Consider the following 19,676-nt stretch of genomic DNA (forward strand, 5'->3'; position numbering starts at 1 on the left):
TGGACACACCCGCCCAACGCATGACCCAACTTCTTAGCCAAGCCGCCTAATCGTTGTCATAGCCACTTGACATCAAGGCGTTTTGACGCGCGTGGAACGCAATTTCGGCGCGGGTGGCGCGGGGGGGCGGGGTGGGGTCAGCGGGTCCGGAAGTGGGCGATGGCCAGCACCGTCAGGACCCCGGCGGCGGTGGCCGACATCAACGACAACGTCAGCAGCGGCGCCGAGTACACCTGCGACACCGTGGCGGGCTCGCCGTCGAGGACGGGCGGGATCACGACGGGCGACGACGCGGCCACCCGGCTGGCGACCGCAGCAACAGCCGCGAGCAGGGCCAGCACCGCTTCGACGACGGCGCGCATCCTCACGACGAGGTCTCCGGCGGGATCCGTTCTTCGACCAGGTTCGTCAGCGCGGCGCGCAGCTGCTCGTGCTTACGCGCCCACGCCTGCGCGGTGCGGTCGTTGGTCAGCCGAACGCCGATACCGGTGCGTCCGCGCGGCACACCGGTGAGCTCGCCCAGGGCCCGCGCGTACTGCCATTTCGGAGTCTCGGGGCCCTTGGCCTCGGGATAGACCCGAACGATCTCCTCGGTGCGGGTCACCTCGGTGCCCTGCCGCAGGGTGTCCGGGGTCAGCTCCACGGACGTGTGGATCCGGGCCGCCTTGACCTGAATGCTCAGGAACAAAGTCACCAGGACGAAGAACATGCCCGGGACCACCCACTGGATGCCGTAACCGGCCGACATCTGGATCAACAGCATCGCCAGGCCCGCGCCCGGTCCCGCCAGCACCCACAGCCAGCTCGCACCCTGCTCGTGGAACAACACCTCGGGCTTGTCGGTGGTCTGGGTCATCGCTGCCTTTCCGGGTCGTACCAGGCGGCCGCCGCCGGGCGGGTGAACAACGCGGCGCCGACGAGCAGCGGCAACAGCGCCAGCAGGATGACCGGATGTGCCACCTTGACGCCGAGCGCCAACAACAGCATCACCACGGTCGCCGCGGCCACCAGTCCCAGGACCGCCAGCCGGAAGCGGGCGTCGCCGCCGCGGGCCCGCCCCGCCAGGAACGCCACCAGCCCGCCGACGATCACCGCGCCGATGCCGGTGGCCCGGTAGATCGCGAGGTAACTGCGGACCGTGTCGTCGTCCACGGTGTCGGGGAAGGCGGCCCGCGCGGCGTCGTAGCCGGCCGACGAGGCCATCAGCCCGCCGACGATCAGCACCACCGCTCCCGCGACGAAGCACCAGAACGACAGGTCGACGATGCGTGGGCGATCGGCCGGGGTGGGGTCGGTCATGGTCGGGTCAGAGTATCCAATCACCGGGTGAAGAACTCGTGTGCTTCCTTGCGGTGCAGCAGGTAGGTGCCGCCGACGATGAGCACCGAACCGATGATGACCGGCACGGCATAGGCCAGCGCGGTCGCCGCGGAGGGTCGGTCCACACCGAAGAGGTTGCTCACCGAGTAGACGACGGCCGCGATGGATCCGCCGGTCAGGAAGGTGCGGGCCCACCGGTAGCCCTGGCGCAGCAGATAGAGGAAGGTCGCGACGACGGCCGCCAGTGCGCCGACGAACACGCAGTTGATGGCGAGGAACAGTCCGTCCTGACCCCGGTGGGCGGTGAAGAGGTCCACCAGGTAGCCGATCACCATCAGCGGCAGCGCCACCAGCCACAGCCAGAATCCGGTGTCCACATCGGGCGGGCGGACCGCCGATTCCGGACTGTCGGCGGGCTCCCGGGGATCGGTCACGACAGCCAGCGGGCCGCTTCTGCGGCCCAGTAGGTCAGCACGATGTCGGCGCCGGCGCGGCGGATCGACGTCAGTGACTCCAGAACCATCGTCTGCCGGTCGATCCAGCCCCGTTCGGCTGCGGCGGTGATCATCGCGTACTCACCGGAGACCTGGTAGGCGGCCACGGGCACCGAGGAGATCTCGGCCGCCGCGCGCACGATGTCGAGGTACGCCATCGCCGGCTTCACCATGACCATGTCGGCGCCCTCGGTGAGGTCGAGTTCGATCTCGCGCAGGGCTTCCCGCGCGTTCCCCGGATCCTGTTGGTAGGTGCGACGATCGCCCTGCAGGCTCGAACCGACCGCCTCGCGGAACGGGCCGTAGAAGCCGGACGCGAACTTCGCGGCGTAAGCCAGGATCGCGGTGTCGACGTAGCCCGCGGCGTCGAGTCCGTCGCGGATCGCGGCCACCTGGCCGTCCATCATCCCGCTCGGTCCCACCACCTGCGCACCGGATTGCGCTTGCGCCACAGCCAGTTCCACGTAGCGACGGTTGGTGGCGTCATTGTCGACCCGGCCCCGATCGTCGAGCACCCCGCAGTGTCCGTGGTCGGTGAACTCGTCGAGGCACGTGTCGGCCATCAGGACCGTGGCATCACCGAGGTCCGCGGTGAGATCGCGCAGAGCGACGTTGAGGATCCCGTCGGGGTCCACCCCGACCGATCCGTCCGAGTCCTTGTCGGCGTCCTTCGGCACGCCGAACAGCATCAGTCCCCCGACACCGAGGCGCACCGCCTCGTCGGCCGCGCGGCGCACGGTCTCGCGGGTGTGCTGCACGACACCGGGCATGGACGTGATCGCGCGCGGCTCGTCCAGGCCGTCGGCGACGAACATGGGCAGCACGAGATGCCTTGGTTCCAAGCTGGTTTCGCCGACCAGACGACGCATGGCAGCAGTGGAACGCAGCCGCCTGGGGCGGTGGCTCGGGAAGCTCATGGACGGCCCCCGCTAGCGGCGACGGCTCTTTTTCCGCGGGGGCGGCAGCGCACCCTCGGCCCGCAGTCGGGCCGCATGCTCGGCGAGCGCCTCCACCAACGGTCCGACGGCGGCCACCTCGGGCTGCACGTCGACCCGCAGGCCGAATTCCGCTGCGGTCTCGGCGGTCTTGGGTCCGATGCACGCAACGATGGTGCGCGCGTGGGGCTTTCCGGCGATACCGACCAGATTGCGCACCGTCGAACTCGAGGTGAAACAGACCGCGTCGAATCCACCGGTCTTGATCATCTCGCGGGTGTGCGCCGGCGGCGGAGCGGCACGCACCGTCCGGTAGGCCGTGACATCCTCGATCTCCCAACCGCGTTCACGCAGGCCCTCGGCCAGCGTCTCGGTGGCGATGTCGGCGCGGGGCAGCAGCACCCGGTTCACCGGATCGAAAACGTCGTCGTAGGGCGGGAAGTCGTCGAGCAGGCCCAGGGAGCTCTGCTCACCGCTGGGCACCAGTTCGGGGTTGATGCCGAACGCGCGCACCCGGTCGGCGGTGGCCTGACCGACGCAGGCGATCTTCACACCCGAGAATGCCCGCGCATCCAGGCCGAACTCGTTGAACTTCTCCCAGACCGCGCGCACGGCGTTGGTGGAGGTGAACACCACCCACTGGAACCGGCCGTCCACCAGGCCCTTGACGGCCCGCTCCATCTGCGCGGGGCTGCGGGGCGGTTCGACCGCGATGGTCGGGACCTCGATCGGCAGGGCACCGTGGGTGACCAGACGGTCGCTCATCTCCCCGGCCTGATCCTTGGTGCGCGGCACCAGCACGGTCCAGCCGTACAGCGCGCGGCTCTCCCACCAGTTCAGCTTCGCGCGGTGCGCGACGGTCCGTCCGATCGTCACCACGAGGGTTCCGGTCAGCGGGCCGGCGGGCTCGGCGATCGCCGGCTTGTCCAACACCGCCTTGTCGAGCAGGCCGGCCAGAGTGGTCTCCACCGAACGCTGCTGGCAGGTGGTGCCGTTGCCGGTGACCACCGCGGGCGTCGACTCGGCCAGGCCGTACTCGATGAGCGTGCGCGCCGCGTCGGGAAGATGCGATGCCGTCGCGTGCAGGATCAGCGGGCCGGGAGCCGCGGCCAGCGCCGCCCAGTCGACCTCCGGGTCGCGGACGTCGGCGACGGTGTGCGACGAGCCCAGCGGCAGACCGGCATAGGTGGGCACGGCGGTGGTGCCCGGCAGGCCGGGCACGATCTCGAACGTCAGCTGGGTCCGCGCCAGCGCGTTGACCTCGGTGATCACCGAGTCCACCGACAGCGGATCGCCGGCGACCAGGCGCACCACGTCGACACCGGTGCGGGCTTCGGTGGCAAGCGTCTTGGCGACCTCGGCGGGTTCCCCGAGCGCGGGGCGCACGTCCGGACCGCCGGGGATCACCGCCTCGACGGCGGGCGTCTCGGCACCCTTGTCGTCGTCGGCGTCCTTCTTGGCGGCCGCCGTGGCGTTCTCCGGCAACGGCCCCGACGGCGGCGGCAACTCCGTGCCGACCAGTGCCAGAACCGACTCCGGCACATCGGGGTCGGTGAACACCAGCGCGGCGTTGGCCAGCACCGCGCGGGCCCGCGTGGTCAGCAGACCCGGATCACCGGGCCCGGAGCCGACGAACGTGATGCGACCGGGCTTGCCCTTGCGTCCTCGCAAGCTCATGCGTCTCTCCCGCCTTCGTCCAACAGATCGCGCGCGCCCAAGTCGAACAACTCCTCGGCCATCGAGAGCCCCAGCTCCCGTGCCCGATCGGGTGTCCCGACACCGGACGCACGGATCACGTCGGATCCGTCCAGCGTCGCCACGCAGCCGCGCAGCGACAGCTCTTCGAAGACGCGACCCTCCTCATCGATCGACTCGACCACCTCAGCGATCGCACCGACCGGTGCGGAACATCCCGCCTCCAGTTCGGCCAGCAGGGTCCGCTCGGCGGTGACCGCGGCCCAGGTGTCGGCGTCGTTCAACTGCGCCAACACCTTCACCAGGTCGGTGTCACCGGCACGGCACTCGACGGCCAACGCTCCCTGGGCCGGCGCCGGCAACATCTGCACCGGCTCCAGCGCCTCGGTCACCACTTCGAGGCGACCGATACGGGACAGACCCGCTCGAGCCACCACGATTGCGTCGAGTTCACCGCGGCTTACCCTGCTCAACCTGGTATCTAGGTTGCCTCTTAGGGGGCGGATTTCCAAACCGAGACCCAGTGCTTTAAGCTGTGCCACCCTTCGCGGGGACGACGTACCGATCACGGAGCCGGCAGGCAACTCGCCCAGCACCATGCCGTCACGTGCGACCAGCGCGTCTCGCGGGTCTTCGCGCCGCGGTGTGGCGGCGACGACGAAGCGCGGGTCCTGGGCGGTCGGCAGGTCCTTGAAGGAGTGCACGGCGGCGTCGACGGTGCCGTCGGCGATGGCCTCGCGCAGAGCGGCCGTGAACACCCCGACACCGATGTCGGCGATCGGCTCGTCGGGACGTTGGTCGCCCGCGGTGGCCACGATGACCAACTCGGTCGGGTGACCGGCGGCGATCAGCGCGTCGCGCACGGTACCCGCCTGGGTGGTGGCCAGCAGGCTACCGCGGGTACCGAGACGAATCACCGGACGGTCGGAAGAGGGTGTGGATTCACTCGGATGTGTCGAAATCTCTTGTCACCACCGATATTTCGCTGCCATTGACGGCATTGATGTCCAGGCCGTCAAGCGGCAGCTCACCGGCCGCCACAGCATCGACCGCCTGCTGGTCGAGTTCGAACAGTTCCCGCAGCGCCTCGGCGTAGCTGTCGCCGCCGGGCGCGCTGGCGAGTTGTTTGACGCGCACCGTCGGCGCGTGCAGAAGCTTGTCGACGACGCGGCGCACCGTCTTGGCGACCTCGTCGCGGTGGTCGGCGTCCAGTCCCGGCAACCGGTTGTCCAGCCGCAGCAGCTCAGCCTCGACGACATCGGCGGCGCGCTGACGCAGCGCGGTGACCGTCGGGGTCACCTCGGCCATCCGCTGCCCCGCCAGGTAGTGGGCCACCTCCGCGGCGACGATCGTGCGGGCGGCCTCGGCATCCGAGGCCGCGGCGCGCGCCGTGGGTTCGCGCTGGATGCGCTCCATGTCGATGACGTGCACGTCGGGCAGACCGGCCACCGCCGGGTCGACGTCGCGGGGCATGCCGAGGTCACAGATCACCAGCTGCTTGCGGTCGGCACTGTGGGCCAGCCCGCGGTGCACGTCGGCCAGCGACACGACCGGGCGCACGGCCCCGGTGCAGCTGACCACGACGTCGGCGTCGGTCAACAGCGGCGGCAGGTGGTCGAACGGGAACGCCTCGGCGGCGGTGCCCGCGGCGTTGAGGTTCTCGGCGAGGCGCTTGGCGCGCGGCAGGGTGCGGTTGACGACGTGGATGCGCTCCACCCCCGCGCGGACCAGTTGCCTGGCCGCCAGCGCTCCCATGGATCCGGCGCCCACGACGACCGCGCTACGGCCGGCCAGCGAACCGAGCTTGCGTTCTGCGATGTCGAGCGAGACCGACACCACCGACGCCCCGGCCGCATCGATCCCGGTCTCGGTGTGCACCCGCTTCCCCACCGACAGCGCCCGCTGCGAGAGCTCGTGCAAGGTGCGGCCGACAGTGCGGTTGGCCTCGGCGGTCGCGTAGGCGCGCCGGACCTGACCCAAGACCTGCTGCTCGCCGATGACCGCGGAGTCCAGACCGGAGGCCACGGAGAACAGATGCTCGACGGCCGCCTCGGCGTAGCGCACGTAGGCGTACTTGGTCAGATCCTGCAACGACATGCCGGAGTGCTCCGCCAGCACCTGCCCGATCACGGAAAGGCCGCCGTGGAACGCTTCCACGACGGCGTAGACCTCGATGCGGTTACAGGTGGACAGCACCATCGCCTCGGTGACCAGCGACGAACGCAGCACCTCTTCGATGATCTTGGCCTGGTCGTCTTCGTCGGTGGTCAGTTGCTCGAGCACTGACACCGGCGCGCTGCGGTGCGACACCCCGAAAAGCAGAACGCTCATGGCTTCATCACCGCGCTGACCACGCCTTCCAAGGTAGTCGCTGACTGCTGGGCCACCAAATTCGTTCAGCTAACAGCTGAGATGTCAACGCCCCAGATCAGCACGCAATCGGGGTTCGTCGACCTCCCAGTAGCTGTGTTCTGCTCCGTCGAGCAGCACGACGGGCAACCGGTCGCCGAACTCGGCGCGCAGCTCGGTCCGCCCGTCGGCAGCGGCGTCGTCGACGTCGGTCACCACCAGGACGAAGCCCAGCTCGGAAGCCATCGCGGCGAGCTGGTCGGCCGCGCGGGCACACATCGGGCACCCCTGCCGGGTGAGCAACTGCACCTGCCGATCCACCCCGCCAGTATCGCGCCTGGGTGCCTTAATCTTGTAGCCGTGTCGGACAGCGGGGAATTGCCGGGCGGGTCCGCCGGTCTGGGATCGGGCGTCTCCGCCGGTCTGGGATCGGGCGTCTCCGCCCACCGGGCGCAGGAACTCGCCGGTCAGGCCAGCGCCGAGGCGGCCGCCCTCGGTCTGACCGAGCTGCCCGACGAAGCCGCGGCCCCGCCGGCCCCACCGCCGGATCTGACCGCCGCGGCGTTCTTCGACGTGGACAACACCCTGGTGCACGGCTCGTCGCTGGTGCACTTCGCGCGCGGGTTGGCCGCACGCGAGTTCTTCACCTACAAGGACCTCGCGCGGTTCGCGGTCGCCCAGGCCAAATTCCAGCTCACCGGCCGGGAGAACAGCGAGGACGTGGCCGCGGGCCGACGCAAGGCGCTGGCGTTCATCGAGGGCCGGTCCACCGCCGAGCTGGTCGCGCTGGGTGAGGAGATCTACGACGAGATCATCGCCGACAAGATCTGGCCGGGCACCCGGGCGCTGGCCCAGATGCATCTCGACGCCGGGCAACAGGTGTGGTTGGTGACCGCGACACCCTACGAGCTGGCCGACACCATCGCGCGACGGCTGGGCCTGACGGGCGCCCTGGGCACTGTCGCCGAATCCGTCGACGGGGTGTTCACCGGCCGGCTGGTCGGCGACATCCTCCACGGGGTCGGCAAGGCGCACGCGGTGCGGTCGCTGGCGATCCGGGAGGGCCTGAACCTGCGGCGCTGCACCGCCTACTCCGACAGCATCAACGACGTGCCGATGCTGTCGCTGGTCGGCACCGCGGTGGCGATCAACCCTGATGCCCACCTGCGCGATCTGGCCCGGCAGCGCGGCTGGGAGATCCGTGACTTCCGGACCGCCCGCAAGGCCGCCCGCATCGGGGTGCCGTCGGCACTGGCGCTCGGCGCCGCCGGCGGCGCGCTGGCCGCGGCGGTGTCCCGCCGCGACCGCACGTGACCTTCACGCCACATAACCGCTGATAGGCTCACGCCTCCAGCGCCCAGACACAGAGAGACTCCGGCATGGCCATCGCAGAAGAGATCATCGGAACCCACTACCGGTACCCCGATTACTTCGAGGTCGGCCGCGAGAAGATCCGTGAGTTCGCCCGCGCGGTCAAAGACGAGCACCCCGCGCACCACGATGAGGACGCCGCCAGGGAATGCGGTCACGACGCGTTGATCGCGTCGTTGACGTTCATGGCCGTCGCCGGCCGGCGCGTACAGCAGGAGATCTTCAACCAGTTCGACCTGCCGATCAACATGGAGCGGGTGCTGCACCGCGACCAGAAGCTGATCTTCCACCGGCCGATCGTCGCCGGCGACAAGCTGTGGTTCGACTCCTACCTCGACTCGGTGACCGAGTCGCACGGCGCCGTGCTGACCGAGATCCGCGGCGAGGTCACCGACGACGACGGGCAGCCGGTGGTGACCAGCATCGTGACCGTCATGGGTGAGGCCGCGCACGACGGCGAGGCCGACGAGTTGACCGCCAAGGTCGCCGCGAACCGGGACGCAGCCCTGTCGAAGTTCGTTGCTGGGCAAAAATCCCAGGCGGAATGACCGCTCAGCCGAAGAAGGTGTTGCGGCGGTTGGTCAACAGCTGATACAGCGTCTGCTGGATGGTCTCGCGCACCTGGTCGGTCAGGTCGAACGTGACCATCGGATCGTCGGCGGCGGACTCGTCGTAGTCGGCGGTGGAGATCGGCTCGCCGAACTCGATGTACCACTTCGACGGCAGCGGAACCACGCCCAGCGGACCGGCGAGCGGGAACAGCGGGGTGACCGGGAAGTACGGCAGACCGAGCAACCGCGCCAGCAGCTTGACGTCGGCGACCATCGGATAGATCTCCTCGGACCCGACGATCGAGCACGGGATGATCGGGGTCTTGGAGCGCAGCGCCGCCGACACGAATCCGCCGCGGCCGAATCGCTGCAGCTTGTAGCGGTCTTTGAAGCGCTTGCCGAGCCCCTTGTAGCCCTCCGGGAACACCGCGGTGAGCTCGCCGGAGGCCAGGAGGCGATGGGCGTCGTCGGTGCAGGCCATGGTGTGGCCGGCCTTACGCGCGGCCTGCCCGACCATCGGCATGTCGAACACCATGTCGGCGGCCAGCAGACGCAGATTGCGCTGCGCGGGGTGGTGGTCGTGCACGGCGACCTGGGTCATCAGCCCGTCGAAGGGCAGCACGCCCGCATGGTTGGCCACCACCAGTCCCGCGCCGGTCTCGGGGAGGTTCTCGATCCCGCTGACCTCCACCCGGAACCACGACCGGAAGAACACTCGCAGCAAAGGAAGGATGATTGCTTCGTTGAGGTGCGGGTCGAACCCGAACTCGTCGACGCTGTAGTCACCGGTCATCCGCTTGCGAACGAAGTCGGCGACCGCGGAGATGTTCTTGGCCAACTCGGTCGGCGTCGCCTCGACACCGTCGGCCCGGTGTGCGTCGATGTCGCGGATGACGGCGTCGAATTCCTCGTGCGCGACGTCGCCATCGGGATCGGCGAGAAACGAGGGATGGCGCCGCGAACTTTCCGCACGCTGCGCCGCGCTGCGTCGCTGAGCCGCGCCGCGACTCGAATTCGAGTGCAGCGGAATCACTTTCGCTTTCGGCTCGCTGGCCAACGTGGTAACCCTCTCCACCAGCCTCCCCCGGCTGACAATCTGAAAATCGAGTCTAGCGTCCCCAGCGCTGCGCCGCAGTGACCGCGCGGTCCTCGATCGAACGTACCCAATCCGGATCGACGATGGGTTTCAACGCACGCCCCCGGACATAGTCGTCGAACGCTTCGGCTGTCGTCCACTTGGGCGTGTAGCCGAGTTCCGCACGCATCCGGCTGGTGTCCATCACGCGTCCGTAGCTCAGGTAGTCGAGCTGTTCACGATCGAGCTCGGTGTTGCGGGTGGCTCGCCACAGCGAATCGACGACCACCAGAGCCGAACGTGGCAGTGGTAGCGGAATTCGCCCGGCGCGGCGGATCGCCTGGCTCATCATGATGATCCCCGACGCCCCGATGTTGAACGTACCGGCCTTGCCCGCGATCGTGGCGTGCTCGAGGGCACCCAGCGCATCCTGTTCGTGCAACAGCTGCATCCGTGGATCGTGGCCGACGACCGTCGGCACCACGGGCCCGGCGAGATAGCGCGACAGCGCGGTGTCCATCGCCGGGCCGATCATGTTGGCCAGCCGCAGGATGGTCACCGCGATGTCGGGGCGTCGCCGTCCGAGACCACGCGCGTAACCCTCGATGTCGATGCTGTCGCGGGCGAACCCCTCCCCGGGCGGGCGGCGGCGGCTGCTGCTCTCGGTGAACAGCACCGGGTCGCGCGCGCTCGAGCCGTAGACCTCCGAGGTCGACTTCAGGATCACCCGACGCACCGACGGCGCCTTCTGGCAGGCCGCGAACAACTGGATCGCGCCCATGACGTTGTGTTCCTTGAGCATCGCCCGCCCGCCGGAGCGCGGCGCGTAGGACGCGGCCGCAGCGTGCACGACCGTGTCGACGTCGCCGGTCCTGATGACCTTGGCGATGAACGGGTTGCGAATGTCGGCGCGGACGAACTCCGCCCGGCCCATCCGACGCAGCAGATCCTTGCTCGGAGCGATCGCGTCGACCGCGATCACGTGCTCGATGCGCGGATTTTGGGCCAGCCGTGCGACCAGGTAGCCACCGAGAAAACGACAGGCACCCGTGACGAGCACGACCTTCGGATACTTGAGTTCGTCGCGGGTGCCTGATGGCCCGGCGCCGCCGTCGGACCTGGAATCAGCATCCATCCGGACAGCCTAGCGACCGGGCGCTCGACCTACTTGCCGAGTTTTCTGCGCTGGACCCGGGTGCGACGCAGCAGCTTGCGGTGCTTCTTCTTCGACATGCGCTTGCGCCGCTTCTTGATGACAGAACCCATGAACTCCGCTACCTAAAGTTGTTTGACATTTCGGGCACCGTCGATCGACGGCGCCAGTCCCGAGCGGTCACTTTACCTGGGCCCTCGGGTCAAACGAAAAACGGCTCTGTCGGGAAACCAGCCGCCCCGCGCCTACCCCGCGTCGAAGTAGGAGCTCTCCAGCATGTCGTGAACGGCCTTGGCGTGCACACGGAACGAACGACCGACCCGGACCGCGGGCAGCTCGCCGTTGTGCACCAGGCGGTACACCGTCATCTTGCTGACCCGCATGAGGCCGGCCACCTCGGCGACGGTCAGAAATTGCGCTCGCGGCGCCTGACCGTCGCTCTGGCCGGCATCACGTGCCGCCTTCCCTCCGCTCGCGGAATCCCGCGCCGACGGCCCGTTCGTAGACGTCATCGCAACCCAATCCTTCAGGCACGGGCAGTTCCAGCGGCTTCCCCACCGCTGGCACCGACCCGTGCTTACCACTGGGAGAATAGCGTGGCAGGTGGGGTTACTGCGACGGGTGTGGGGTTTTCAGTCCGAAATCGCTGAACTACTCGGATGTAATTCCGAGCTGCTCAGAGCGGGTTTTCGCCGCGGCCACCGCGTTGGCGACCGCCGCCCGCAGCCCACCCCGCTCGAGTTCACGCAGACCAGCAGCGGTGGTGCCGCCGGGAGAGGTCACGGTGGCGCGCAACTCGGCGGCCGAGGTGTCCATCGCCGCGGCCATCACCGCGCTGCCGCCGGGGGACCTCTGATCGAGCCGCTCGAGCAGCATCGCCGCCGAACCGGCCATCGTCTGCACCACCAGATCGGTGGCCACCGCACGCGCCAGCCCGGCGTCGACGGCGGCGTCGACGAGCGCCTCCACCATCAGGAAGAAATAGGCCGGCCCCGACCCTGACACCGCGGTGACGGCGTCCATCTGCGCCTCGGAGACGGTCAGGACACCGCCGACGGCGTCGAACAGCGCCGAGACCTCCTTGAGGTGCTCGGCGGTGGCGAACCGGCCCGCTGCCAGGGCGCTGACCCCTCCCCCGACCAGCATCGGCGCGTTCGGCATGACCCGGACCACCGGCGACCCCGCCGGCAGCTTGTTCTCGTAGTAGTCGGTGCTGACCCCGGCGGCCACGCTGACGAACACCTGCTCGGCCGCGTCGCTCTCCGCGCGCGCGGCGGTGTCGGCGATGTCGCCGATCACGTGGGTCACGTCGGAGGGTTTGACCGCGACGATGACATAGGTGGCGGAGTCGACCGCCTCGGAGACCGTGGTGACCAGCACCGAATACTTCTCGGCGAGGTAGCCGGCGCGATCCGCGCTCTTCTCCGCCACCACGAGGTCCTTGACCTGTCTGCCGGCGCGCAGCAGTCCGGCGAGCAGAGCTTCGCCGATGTTGCCGCCACCGATGATCGCGATTCTGGCCATGCCGGACAGCATCGCACGCACACCGACCGCGGCGGCTGCCGCGTCAGCCGTCGCCGTCGGCGGCGGGCACCATCGCCAGCTGCCGGGTCTGCACCACGATGTGGCCCTGGGAGTCGACCACGATGTGGTCCTCGTCGAACCAGTCCTGACCGATCTGCGTCGTCGTACACATCACCCGCAGCCAACCGGGGGCGGGCATCGCGCGCACGTAGGCGGTGAGTTGCACCGTGGGCGCCCACCCGAACCGGTTGACGCCGTAGGTCACCGGGGCGGACACGTCGCCGCACAGCAACGCGAACAGCAGGTCGGGTTCCACGCCTTTGGGACGGACCCAGTACTCGATCATCGGCGGGCCGTCATCGGAACGCGGTGCGAACGTCGTCAGCGACGGCCGGATGTCGCAGCCTCGGCTCAGATGCACGATGTCGGCCATCGGGTGTCCGGGGCCGATCGGTTCGAGGCCCGGCGGAGGTTCGGGCATCATCAGCGGCAACACCGGGTTCACCGACAGCAGCGGCGGCACGTCGTGTTCGGGTGTCCCCATGGTGATGGCGGCCCGCACGGCCACCCGATCACCCTGGCGCAGTTCGACGTCGATCAGGCTGACCCGGCGCCCCCGCTTGCGCACCGTGGTGACCACCTCCATGGCACCGGGGTCGGGCGCCCACAGAAAGTTTCCGGATACGGCGATGGGCTCGACGTCGGGCATCTCGTGGCGTGCGGCGTTGGCGCACAGCCCGAGCATCGCACCGCCGTGCACCTTCGGACCGATGGTCCAGTTCTCGTTCAGCACACCGTGATAGACGCCGTCGCCGGCGGCGCTCAGGGTCATCGCATCGGTGAACAGGGTGGAGCTCGTCATGGCTGGGTTCCTCGGCTGTGCCAGGTCAGCGCAGCAGATGCGCGCGGGCGTACTGCAGCGACTCGGTCAGAAGGGCCTCGCGTTCGGCGGCGGTGCGCGCGCCCGAGGTGGTCACCTCGAGGATGACATGACCGGCGAAGTCACTTGCAGCCAGCATCTCGCAGATCTCTGCGGTCGGCTGGGTGCCGCGGCCGGGCACCAGATGCTCGTCGGTCGACGCGCCGCTGCCGTCGCACAGATGCAGGTGCACCAACCCCTCGCCCATGCGCCGGGCCATGTCCACGGCGTCGGTGCCCGCCGTGGCGGTGTGGGACAGGTCCAGGGTGTAGTGCGCGTGCCCGCCGTCGAGCGGGTCGAACGACGGCGCGAACGCCGAGATACCGGGGCCGGGGCGCCCGCCGCGTTTGCGCATCCGCTCGATCGAGGTCTGACCGGCACCGAAGAACCGGTCCGCGCGGAACGGGAACATGTTCTCCACTGCGACCATCACGTCGCTGCGGGATTCCAGCTCGGCGACCTGGTCGCTGAATCCTTCGGCGTAGCGCCGCTGCCACCGGAACGGCGGGTGCACCACCACGGTCTGTGCGCCCAGTTGTTCGGCGGCGCGAACACTGCGTTCGAGCTTGGCGATCGGGTTGGCGCCCCAGACCCGTTGGGAGATCAGCAGGCACGGTGCGTGCACCGACAACACCGGCACGCCGTAGCGGCGCGACAGTTCCTCGACGGCGTCGATGTCCTGGCTGACCGACTCGGCCCAGACCATCAACTCGATGCCGTCATAGCCGAGCTCGGCGGCGTACTCGAAGGCGGCTTCGGTTCTGAGCGGGTAGACCGATGCGGTCGACAGACCGACCTTGATGGCGGGGCGCACGATGTCCGTCGGCCGCCGTCAGCCCGACTGCAGCAACGCCAGCGGACCCAGCGTGACCAGCGCACCGACCGCCACCGCGATCAGTGTGCTGCCGATGTCCTCGGTCTTGCGCACCACGCGGACCGCCACCACCAGACCGAGGATGACCAGCACCGAGAGCACCAGCGCGACGATGTTGTTCCACTTCCACAGCTGGTCGAACGCGATGAACAGACCGGCGCCGAAGGCGACCGCGAAGATGCTCTGCCCGACGATCCACAGCGCGTGCACGAACGAGGACATGCGACCGGGTTCGCGGTAGTCCTCGTCGACGAGGTCGGCCTCGTCGGGATCGGTGTCGTCGGTCGTGGCGGCGACATCGGCCAGCGGGCCGCCGAACAGGGGTTCGGAGGTCGAGCGCAGATAGGACGGCAACTCGTCGTCCGTGTCCGCGCGGGTGTCGTCGAGGTCGGTGACGTCATCGAGGTCGGTGTCGAGTTCGAGCGCGGCCTCGGCGTCCAGGGCGTCCGGGTCGGACACGTCGTCCGCGCCGTCATCGTCCGTCGCTGCGTCGTCCGGCGCGAGAGCCTCGGAATCGATCTCGTCCTCGACCTCGGGCAGCGGGTCGGGGCTCATGTGCTCGGCATCGGCGTCGGTCTGCTCGACGGCGGGCGGCTCGGTGGTGCTCAGGCGTTGTTCGATCTGGGCGGCGTAGGCGGCGACCGCGTCGGCGTAGTCGTCCTCGTCCTCGTCGGCTTCTGCGACTGTCTCGACTGCCGCGGGCGCGTCGTCGTCGGCCGGTTCCTCGGTCTGTTCGGCGGGAGCTTCCTCGTCGGCGGGTGCCGGTTCGGCCGGGGCCTGCTCGTCTTCTTCGACTTCTTCGACTTCTTCGACTTCTTCGATGACGCTCTCGTCGGCCACCGGGGCATCGGTGGAGGTCTCCTCGGGGGGCTCCTCGACGCGTTCCTCGGCCGGCGGGGCAGGTGCAGGCTTGGTGTCGGTGTCCCGGATCACCGGGATCTCGCCGGTCAGCTCCGCGACCGTCACCGCGTCGGCGTTGCCGCGCCGACGACGTCGCCTGCCGCCCACCGGGGGTGAGCCGATCGTCCCGTTTCTGGCCAGCAGCTCGGCGACCGAGATCGGTCGCGTCGTGCCGGAGTCATCAGATCGGGTCATCGTTTGCTGCCTTTGCGCCTCGCTGCGTGTCCGTCAAGCATCGCGCACCGCCATCGACTGCGTGCCCAAACCATCGGTTCCGCCGACGAGTGCGCTCGCGTCGGCGTCACTGTCGAGTCTCCGCAGGATCGACCCGCCCCGCAACGCCCGTCGACAGATGTCCACCGTTTCGATACCGAGGGCTCTCATGCTCGCATCCGCCACCGGCGCGGCCGCAACGCTGTGCGGCGCCCGTCAGCGTTCACCCCTTTCAGTTCCGCTCGGTCAGACGCGGTCATCCTAGAGATGAAAAATATGAGTTCACGAAGAGCCGCCCCGGTCGGCCGGAACTCGGTCCGGACCCGCGCCCACCGATGGACGGTTTTGCCGCCCACGTCGGCCGCGCCTGATCGCACCCGCCCAACCTAATGGGTCTACCGTGGGAAACTGTGAGCGGACCGCAGTATCCCGGTGAGGTCGAACTGGATTTCGCCCGCGAATGGGTGGAGTTCTACGACCCCGAGGACCCCACGCATCTGATCGCCGCGGACATGACGTGGCTGCTGTCGAAATGGACGTGTGTGTTCGGCACCCCGGCGTGCAAGGGCACCGTGGAGGACCGGCCCGACGACGGATGTTGTTCCCACGGCGCGTTTTTGTCCGACGACGACGACCGGGCCAAGCTCGACGACGCGGTGAAGCTGCTCACCGACGAGGACTGGCAGTTCCGCGCTAAGGGGTTGGGCAAGAAGGGCTACCTCGAGCTGGACGAGTACGACGACGAGCCCACTTGGCGGACGCGAAAGTACAAGGGCGCCTGCATCTTCCTCAACCGCCCCGGTTGGCCGGGCGGTATCGGCTGCGCTCTGCACACCAAGGCCCTGAAGATCGGGGTGGAGCCGCTGACCCTCAAGCCGGAGGTGTGCTGGCAGTTGCCGATCCGGCGCACCCAGGAGTGGGTGACCCGTCCGGACGGCTCGGAGATCCTGCGCTCGACGATCACCGAGTACGACCGGCGCGGTTGGGGCGAGGGCGGTCTCGACCTGACCTGGTACTGCACCGGAGATCCCAACGCCCATGTCGGCGCGCGGCCCGTCTTCGAGTCCTACGGCCCCGAGCTGACCGAGCTCCTCGGCGAGAAGGCTTACGCGGAGTTGGCCGCAATCTGCAAGCGCCGCAGCGGTTTGGGCCTGGTCGCGGTGCATCCGGCGACGCGGGCCGCGCAGTGAGCGACGCGCTGTTCCTGTTCCGGTTGATCCCGCCGCGCGCGGACTTCGCACAGACCATGACCGACGCCGAACAGCAGGCGATGGCCCAGCACATGACCTACTGGCGGCAACTGCTCGTCGACGGCCAGGTGGTGGTCTACGGTCCGGTGGCCGACCCCGAGGGGGTGTGGGGTCTGGGTGTGCTGCGCGTGCGCGACCGCGCCGAGGCGTTGGCCATCGGCGCGGCCGATCCGTCGGTTGTGGTCGGCGTCAACAGCTTCGAGGTGTTCGAGATTCCCGGTGGGGTCACCGGCGATACCGCTCAGCCCTCGAGCTTGTAACCGAGCCCGCGCACCGTCACCAGGTGCACCGGATTGGCCGGATCCTCTTCGATCTTGCTGCGCAGCCGCTTGACGTGGACGTCGAGGGTCTTGGTGTCGCCGACGTAGTCCGCGCCCCACACCCGGTCGATCAGCTGCCCGCGGGTGAGCACCCGACCGCTGTTGCGCATCAGATACTCGAGAAGGTCGAACTCCTTGAGCGGCAACGTGATCGGGTTTCCGTTGACACTGACGACGTGGCGTTCGACGTCCATGCGCACCGGTCCGGCCTCCAGCACTCCGTCGTCGAGTGCCGCGTCGTCGTTCTCCGCGCCGCGGCGAAGGACGGCGCGGATGCGCGCGATCAACTCGCGCGCGGAGTAGGGCTTGGTGACGTAGTCGTCGGCGCCGAGCTCCAGGCCGACCACCTTGTCGATCTCGCTGTCACGGGCGGTCACCATGATCACCGGCACGCTCGACCGGGACCGCAACTGGCGGCACACGTCGGTGCCACTCATCCCCGGCAGCATCAGATCAAGCAGCACGATGTCGGCGCCGGAACGCTCGAACTCGGCCAGGGCCGAGGGCCCATCGCTCACCACCGTGGCCTCGAAGCCCTCCTTGCGCAGCAGAAACGCCAGGGGATCAGCCAAGGACTCCTCGTCCTCCACGATCAACACGCTGGTCATCGATGCACTAGTCCTCTCGCTCGTCACTGTGTGGGGGGTCGTCGTCTGACTGATACGCCGGAATCGACAGCGTGAACGTCGACCCGGTACCCGGCCGGCTCCACAGCCGGATGGTCCCGTTGTGGTTGGCGGCCACGTGCTTGACGATCGCCAGGCCCAGACCCGTACCGCCGGTGGCGCGGGAGCGCGCCTTGTCGACCCGGAAGAACCGTTCGAACACGCGCTGCTGGTCCGGCGGGGCGATGCCGATCCCCCGGTCGGTGACCGCGATCTCGATGTTGTCGCCGCGGCGGCGACGGCTGATCGACACCGGGGAACCGTTGGGCGAGTAGGCGATCGCGTTGGACACCAGGTTCGCCAGCGCGGTGACCAGCAGGGTCTGGTCTCCCAGCACACGGAACCCGGTCGGGGCGTCGGTGGTGATGGCGATATCGGCGTTGTCGGCGGCCACCTTGTGCCGCGACAGGGCCTCGGTGACCACGGTGTCGACGTCGACGACCCCGAGATCGGGCAGGGGTTCGGCGCCCTGCAGCCGGGACAGCTCGATCAATTCGCCGACCATGTCGGCCAATCGATTGGACTCGGCGACGATCTTCTCGGCGAAGTGCCGCACCGTGTCGGGTTCGTCGGCCGAGGCCAGCACCGCTTCGGCCAGCACGCTCATGGCGCCCACCGGGGTCTTGAGTTCGTGGCTGACGTTGGCCACGAAGTCCCGGCGGGTCGCCTCCATGCGGGCCTGCTCGGACTGGTCGTCGACGTAGAGGACCGCGAACCGCCGGTCGGTCGGACTGAGCAGCCGGACATGCCCGCGCACCGACAGGCGGGAGCGTCCCGACCGGTTCGGGTTGGTCTCCGACAGGTCGATCTCGCCCTCGTCGCCGGTGGCCAGGGTCCGTTGCGCGCCCTCCCAGGCCCGGTCGTCGAGGAGACGGTCGCGGACGACGCCGAGTTCCTCGGCGCGCGCGTTGCAGTACACGACATCACGGAACGCGTCGACGACCACGACGCCGTTGGGTGAGTTCGCAGCGATGAGTTCGTGCATCTGCGAGACGGTCAGCCCCGCGGTGGCGGTGGTGCGCCGTCGGGCGTCGCCGAGTCTCGGAGCCACCCGGGCTCCGACCGCCACACCGACCGGCATCGCCAGCAGTGCCACGATGGCGGCGAGCAACAGCGCCGACACGACACTCACGCGACGATCGTACGTATCCGGTGAACGTCATCCCAGCAGCGTGCGGCGAAATCGGGACAACTCACACCCCGAGAGGCAAATGTTCGGCGGTGCGTCCCCGTCCGTTCACCGGCCGTTCGCCGCGCCGCCGGGCGGGCCCGGCGCTACTTCGCGAGCCGGGTCGGGGCCCGGCGCTACTTGGCGCCCTGGGCGGCCACCGCGGCCGCACCGGCCGCCGCGGCGTCAGGATCGAGGTAGCGACCACCGGCCACGGTGGGCTTCAGGTCGGCGTCGAGGTCGTAGCGCAGCGGGATGCCGGTCGGGATGTTCAGCCCCACCACGTCCTCGTCGGACATGCCGTCGAGGTACTTCACCAGGGCGCGCAGTGAGTTGCCGTGCGCGGCGATCAGCACCGTCTTGCCCGCCTTCAGGTCGGGGACGATGGTCTCGGTGAAGTACGGCACGAAGCGCTCCACCACGTCCTTGAGGCACTCGGTCATCGGGGGGCCACCGGGGATGTCGGCGTAGCGCGCCTCGCCGTCCTGGCTGTACGTCGAGCCCGCCTCGATGACCGGCGGCGGGGTGTCGTAGCTGCGCCGCCACGCCATGAACTGCTTGTCGCCGTACTTGGCCTTGGTCTCGGCCTTGTCCAGGCCCTGCAGCGCGCCGTAGTGCCGTTCGTTGAGACGCCAGTCGCGGTGCACCGGGATCCAGTGCCGGTCGGCCTTGTCGAGGGCGACGTTGGCGGTGGTGATGGCGCGACGCAGCAGTGAGGTGTAGACGACGTCGGGCAACCGGTCCTGCTGCTTGAGCAGTTCGCCGGCGCGGACGGCTTCGGCACGGCCCTTCTCGGTCAGGTCGACGTCGACCCACCCGGTGAAGAGGTTCTTGGCGTTCCATTCACTTTCGCCGTGGCGGAGCAGGATCAGCGTCGCGGTATCTGCCATGTGGGCATCT

At 68.9% G+C, this 19,676-nt stretch carries 24 protein-coding genes and 1 pseudogene; 4 read left to right on the top strand and 21 right to left on the bottom strand.

Annotated elements, in window-relative coordinates; translation table 11 throughout:
* Positions 1-137: 137 nt before the first annotated feature.
* The 9 genes from ACAG25_RS09420 to ACAG25_RS09460 all read right to left on the bottom strand — a co-directional run bounded on the left by ACAG25_RS09420 (position 138) and on the right by ACAG25_RS09460 (position 7,114).
* The gene (locus ACAG25_RS09420) at positions 138-362 is read right to left on the bottom strand and encodes a hypothetical protein (protein ID WP_370488392.1); all 225 of its coding nucleotides are present in this window, start codon (positions 360-362) and stop codon (positions 138-140) included.
* 2 nt (positions 363-364) lie between these two features.
* Positions 365-856 carry a DUF3093 domain-containing protein gene (locus tag ACAG25_RS09425; protein ID WP_370488100.1) on the bottom strand — a complete coding sequence of 164 codons (492 nt, stop codon included), beginning with the start codon at positions 854-856 and terminating at the stop codon, positions 365-367.
* Entirely contained in the window at positions 853-1,299 is a 447-nt protein-coding gene (locus ACAG25_RS09430) for a hypothetical protein (protein ID WP_370488101.1), read from the bottom strand. The genes ACAG25_RS09425 and ACAG25_RS09430 overlap by 4 nt, the downstream gene beginning before the upstream one ends.
* A 20-nt stretch (positions 1,300-1,319) precedes the next feature.
* A complete protein-coding gene (locus ACAG25_RS09435) occupies positions 1,320-1,754 on the bottom strand; it encodes a hypothetical protein (protein WP_370488103.1) in 435 nt (144 codons plus the stop codon).
* A complete protein-coding gene (gene hemB, locus ACAG25_RS09440; protein WP_370488104.1) occupies positions 1,751-2,731 on the bottom strand; it encodes a porphobilinogen synthase in 981 nt (326 codons plus the stop codon). Before hemB ends, ACAG25_RS09435 begins: the two co-directional genes overlap by 4 nt.
* 12 nt (positions 2,732-2,743) lie before the next feature.
* The gene (locus ACAG25_RS09445) at positions 2,744-4,426 is read right to left on the bottom strand and encodes a uroporphyrinogen-III synthase (protein ID WP_370488105.1); all 1,683 of its coding nucleotides are present in this window, start codon (positions 4,424-4,426) and stop codon (positions 2,744-2,746) included.
* Positions 4,423-5,361: a hydroxymethylbilane synthase gene (hemC, locus tag ACAG25_RS09450; RefSeq protein ID WP_370488106.1), complete on the bottom strand. Its 939-nt coding sequence runs from the start codon at positions 5,359-5,361 to the stop codon at positions 4,423-4,425. Before hemC ends, ACAG25_RS09445 begins: the two co-directional genes overlap by 4 nt.
* Before the next feature lie 25 nt (positions 5,362-5,386).
* Positions 5,387-6,775, bottom strand: a complete 1,389-nt coding sequence (locus ACAG25_RS09455; RefSeq protein WP_370488107.1) for a glutamyl-tRNA reductase — start codon at positions 6,773-6,775, stop codon at positions 5,387-5,389.
* Positions 6,776-6,859: 84 nt separating this feature from the next.
* A complete protein-coding gene (locus tag ACAG25_RS09460; protein ID WP_370488108.1) occupies positions 6,860-7,114 on the bottom strand; it encodes a glutaredoxin family protein in 255 nt (84 codons plus the stop codon).
* 78 nt (positions 7,115-7,192) lie between these two features.
* Between ACAG25_RS09460 and ACAG25_RS09465 the strand changes: the two genes are divergently transcribed.
* Both ACAG25_RS09465 and ACAG25_RS09470 read left to right on the top strand, forming a co-directional pair.
* On the top strand, positions 7,193-8,107 hold the full coding sequence (locus tag ACAG25_RS09465; RefSeq protein ID WP_370488393.1) for an HAD family hydrolase: 915 nt from the start codon (positions 7,193-7,195) through the stop codon (positions 8,105-8,107).
* A gap of 65 nt (positions 8,108-8,172) precedes the next feature.
* Complete coding sequence (locus tag ACAG25_RS09470) at positions 8,173-8,712, top strand: MaoC family dehydratase N-terminal domain-containing protein (protein ID WP_370488109.1); 540 nt, start codon at positions 8,173-8,175, stop codon at positions 8,710-8,712.
* 4 nt (positions 8,713-8,716) lie between these two features.
* Here ACAG25_RS09470 and ACAG25_RS09475 read toward each other — a convergent pair whose 3' ends face one another.
* The 9 genes and pseudogenes from ACAG25_RS09475 to ACAG25_RS09515 form a co-directional block, all read right to left on the bottom strand.
* On the bottom strand, positions 8,717-9,772 hold the full coding sequence (locus tag ACAG25_RS09475; protein ID WP_370488394.1) for a lysophospholipid acyltransferase family protein: 1,056 nt from the start codon (positions 9,770-9,772) through the stop codon (positions 8,717-8,719).
* 52 nt (positions 9,773-9,824) lie between these two features.
* Positions 9,825-10,925 (bottom strand): SDR family oxidoreductase, encoded by a 1,101-nt coding sequence (locus tag ACAG25_RS09480; protein ID WP_370488110.1) that lies wholly within the window; start codon positions 10,923-10,925, stop codon positions 9,825-9,827.
* A 29-nt stretch (positions 10,926-10,954) separates the two neighbouring features.
* Positions 10,955-11,056: a 30S ribosomal protein bS22 gene (locus ACAG25_RS09485; RefSeq protein WP_003402602.1), complete on the bottom strand. Its 102-nt coding sequence runs from the start codon at positions 11,054-11,056 to the stop codon at positions 10,955-10,957.
* A 132-nt stretch (positions 11,057-11,188) separates the two neighbouring features.
* Positions 11,189-11,455 (bottom strand): helix-turn-helix domain-containing protein, encoded by a 267-nt coding sequence (locus ACAG25_RS09490; protein WP_370488111.1) that lies wholly within the window; start codon positions 11,453-11,455, stop codon positions 11,189-11,191.
* Between the two features lie 139 nt (positions 11,456-11,594).
* Positions 11,595-12,467 (bottom strand): pyrroline-5-carboxylate reductase, encoded by an 873-nt coding sequence (gene proC / locus ACAG25_RS09495; RefSeq protein WP_370488112.1) that lies wholly within the window; start codon positions 12,465-12,467, stop codon positions 11,595-11,597.
* A 43-nt stretch (positions 12,468-12,510) separates the two neighbouring features.
* Positions 12,511-13,329: a thioesterase family protein gene (locus tag ACAG25_RS09500; RefSeq protein WP_370488113.1), complete on the bottom strand. Its 819-nt coding sequence runs from the start codon at positions 13,327-13,329 to the stop codon at positions 12,511-12,513.
* Between the two features lie 25 nt (positions 13,330-13,354).
* A complete protein-coding gene (locus tag ACAG25_RS09505) occupies positions 13,355-14,200 on the bottom strand; it encodes a sugar phosphate isomerase/epimerase family protein (RefSeq protein ID WP_370488114.1) in 846 nt (281 codons plus the stop codon).
* Positions 14,201-14,218: 18 nt separating this feature from the next.
* A complete protein-coding gene (locus ACAG25_RS09510) occupies positions 14,219-15,355 on the bottom strand; it encodes a hypothetical protein (RefSeq protein ID WP_370488115.1) in 1,137 nt (378 codons plus the stop codon).
* Between the two features lie 33 nt (positions 15,356-15,388).
* Positions 15,389-15,663: pseudogene (locus ACAG25_RS09515) on the bottom strand (hypothetical protein); the annotation flags it as partial.
* Positions 15,664-15,762: 99 nt separating this feature from the next.
* Between ACAG25_RS09515 and ACAG25_RS09520 the strand changes: the two are divergent.
* Together ACAG25_RS09520 and ACAG25_RS09525 are read left to right on the top strand one after the other, a co-directional pair.
* On the top strand, positions 15,763-16,563 hold the full coding sequence (locus ACAG25_RS09520; protein WP_370488116.1) for a hypothetical protein: 801 nt from the start codon (positions 15,763-15,765) through the stop codon (positions 16,561-16,563).
* An 8-nt stretch (positions 16,564-16,571) separates the two neighbouring features.
* Entirely contained in the window at positions 16,572-16,883 is a 312-nt protein-coding gene (locus ACAG25_RS09525) for a YciI family protein (RefSeq protein ID WP_370488395.1), read from the top strand.
* Here the strand turns inward: ACAG25_RS09525 and regX are convergent.
* From regX to ACAG25_RS09540, 3 genes are all read right to left on the bottom strand, one after another.
* Positions 16,865-17,551, bottom strand: coding sequence for a two-component sensory transduction protein RegX (regX, locus tag ACAG25_RS09530; RefSeq protein WP_370488117.1), 687 nt, complete (start codon positions 17,549-17,551; stop codon positions 16,865-16,867). The two genes, ACAG25_RS09525 and regX, sit on opposite strands and share 19 nt — an antisense overlap.
* 7 nt (positions 17,552-17,558) lie before the next feature.
* Positions 17,559-18,740, bottom strand: a complete 1,182-nt coding sequence (locus tag ACAG25_RS09535) for an ATP-binding protein (protein WP_370488118.1) — start codon at positions 18,738-18,740, stop codon at positions 17,559-17,561.
* Positions 18,741-18,913: 173 nt separating this feature from the next.
* Positions 18,914-19,666 (bottom strand): phosphoglyceromutase, encoded by a 753-nt coding sequence (locus tag ACAG25_RS09540; protein WP_370488119.1) that lies wholly within the window; start codon positions 19,664-19,666, stop codon positions 18,914-18,916.
* Positions 19,667-19,676: the final 10 nt, after the last annotated feature.

The sequence above is a fragment of the Mycobacterium sp. pV006 genome (assembly GCF_041287115.1).
Lineage (GTDB): Bacteria > Actinomycetota > Actinomycetes > Mycobacteriales > Mycobacteriaceae > Mycobacterium.

Bases quoted from the DNA above. Each gene is read 5' to 3' on its own strand.
- ACAG25_RS09500 (WP_370488113.1), bottom strand. From the start codon at position 13,329: ATGACGAGCTCCACCCTGTTCACCGATGCGATGACCCTGAGCGCCGCC.
- ACAG25_RS09510 (WP_370488115.1), bottom strand. From the start codon at position 15,355: ATGACCCGATCTGATGACTCCGGCACGACGCGACCGATCTCGGTCGCC.
- ACAG25_RS09540 (WP_370488119.1), bottom strand. From the start codon at position 19,666: ATGGCAGATACCGCGACGCTGATCCTGCTCCGCCACGGCGAAAGTGAA.
- ACAG25_RS09445 (WP_370488105.1), bottom strand. From the start codon at position 4,426: ATGAGCTTGCGAGGACGCAAGGGCAAGCCCGGTCGCATCACGTTCGTC.
- ACAG25_RS09455 (WP_370488107.1), bottom strand. From the start codon at position 6,775: ATGAGCGTTCTGCTTTTCGGGGTGTCGCACCGCAGCGCGCCGGTGTCA.
- ACAG25_RS09490 (WP_370488111.1), bottom strand. From the start codon at position 11,455: ATGACGTCTACGAACGGGCCGTCGGCGCGGGATTCCGCGAGCGGAGGG.
- hemB (WP_370488104.1), bottom strand. From the start codon at position 2,731: ATGAGCTTCCCGAGCCACCGCCCCAGGCGGCTGCGTTCCACTGCTGCC.
- ACAG25_RS09480 (WP_370488110.1), bottom strand. From the start codon at position 10,925: ATGGATGCTGATTCCAGGTCCGACGGCGGCGCCGGGCCATCAGGCACC.
- ACAG25_RS09430 (WP_370488101.1), bottom strand. From the start codon at position 1,299: ATGACCGACCCCACCCCGGCCGATCGCCCACGCATCGTCGACCTGTCG.
- ACAG25_RS09425 (WP_370488100.1), bottom strand. From the start codon at position 856: ATGACCCAGACCACCGACAAGCCCGAGGTGTTGTTCCACGAGCAGGGT.
- regX (WP_370488117.1), bottom strand. From the start codon at position 17,551: ATGACCAGCGTGTTGATCGTGGAGGACGAGGAGTCCTTGGCTGATCCC.
- proC (WP_370488112.1), bottom strand. From the start codon at position 12,467: ATGGCCAGAATCGCGATCATCGGTGGCGGCAACATCGGCGAAGCTCTG.
- ACAG25_RS09520 (WP_370488116.1), top strand. From the start codon at position 15,763: ATGGGTCTACCGTGGGAAACTGTGAGCGGACCGCAGTATCCCGGTGAG.
- ACAG25_RS09485 (WP_003402602.1), bottom strand. From the start codon at position 11,056: ATGGGTTCTGTCATCAAGAAGCGGCGCAAGCGCATGTCGAAGAAGAAG.
- ACAG25_RS09470 (WP_370488109.1), top strand. From the start codon at position 8,173: ATGGCCATCGCAGAAGAGATCATCGGAACCCACTACCGGTACCCCGAT.
- ACAG25_RS09420 (WP_370488392.1), bottom strand. From the start codon at position 362: ATGCGCGCCGTCGTCGAAGCGGTGCTGGCCCTGCTCGCGGCTGTTGCT.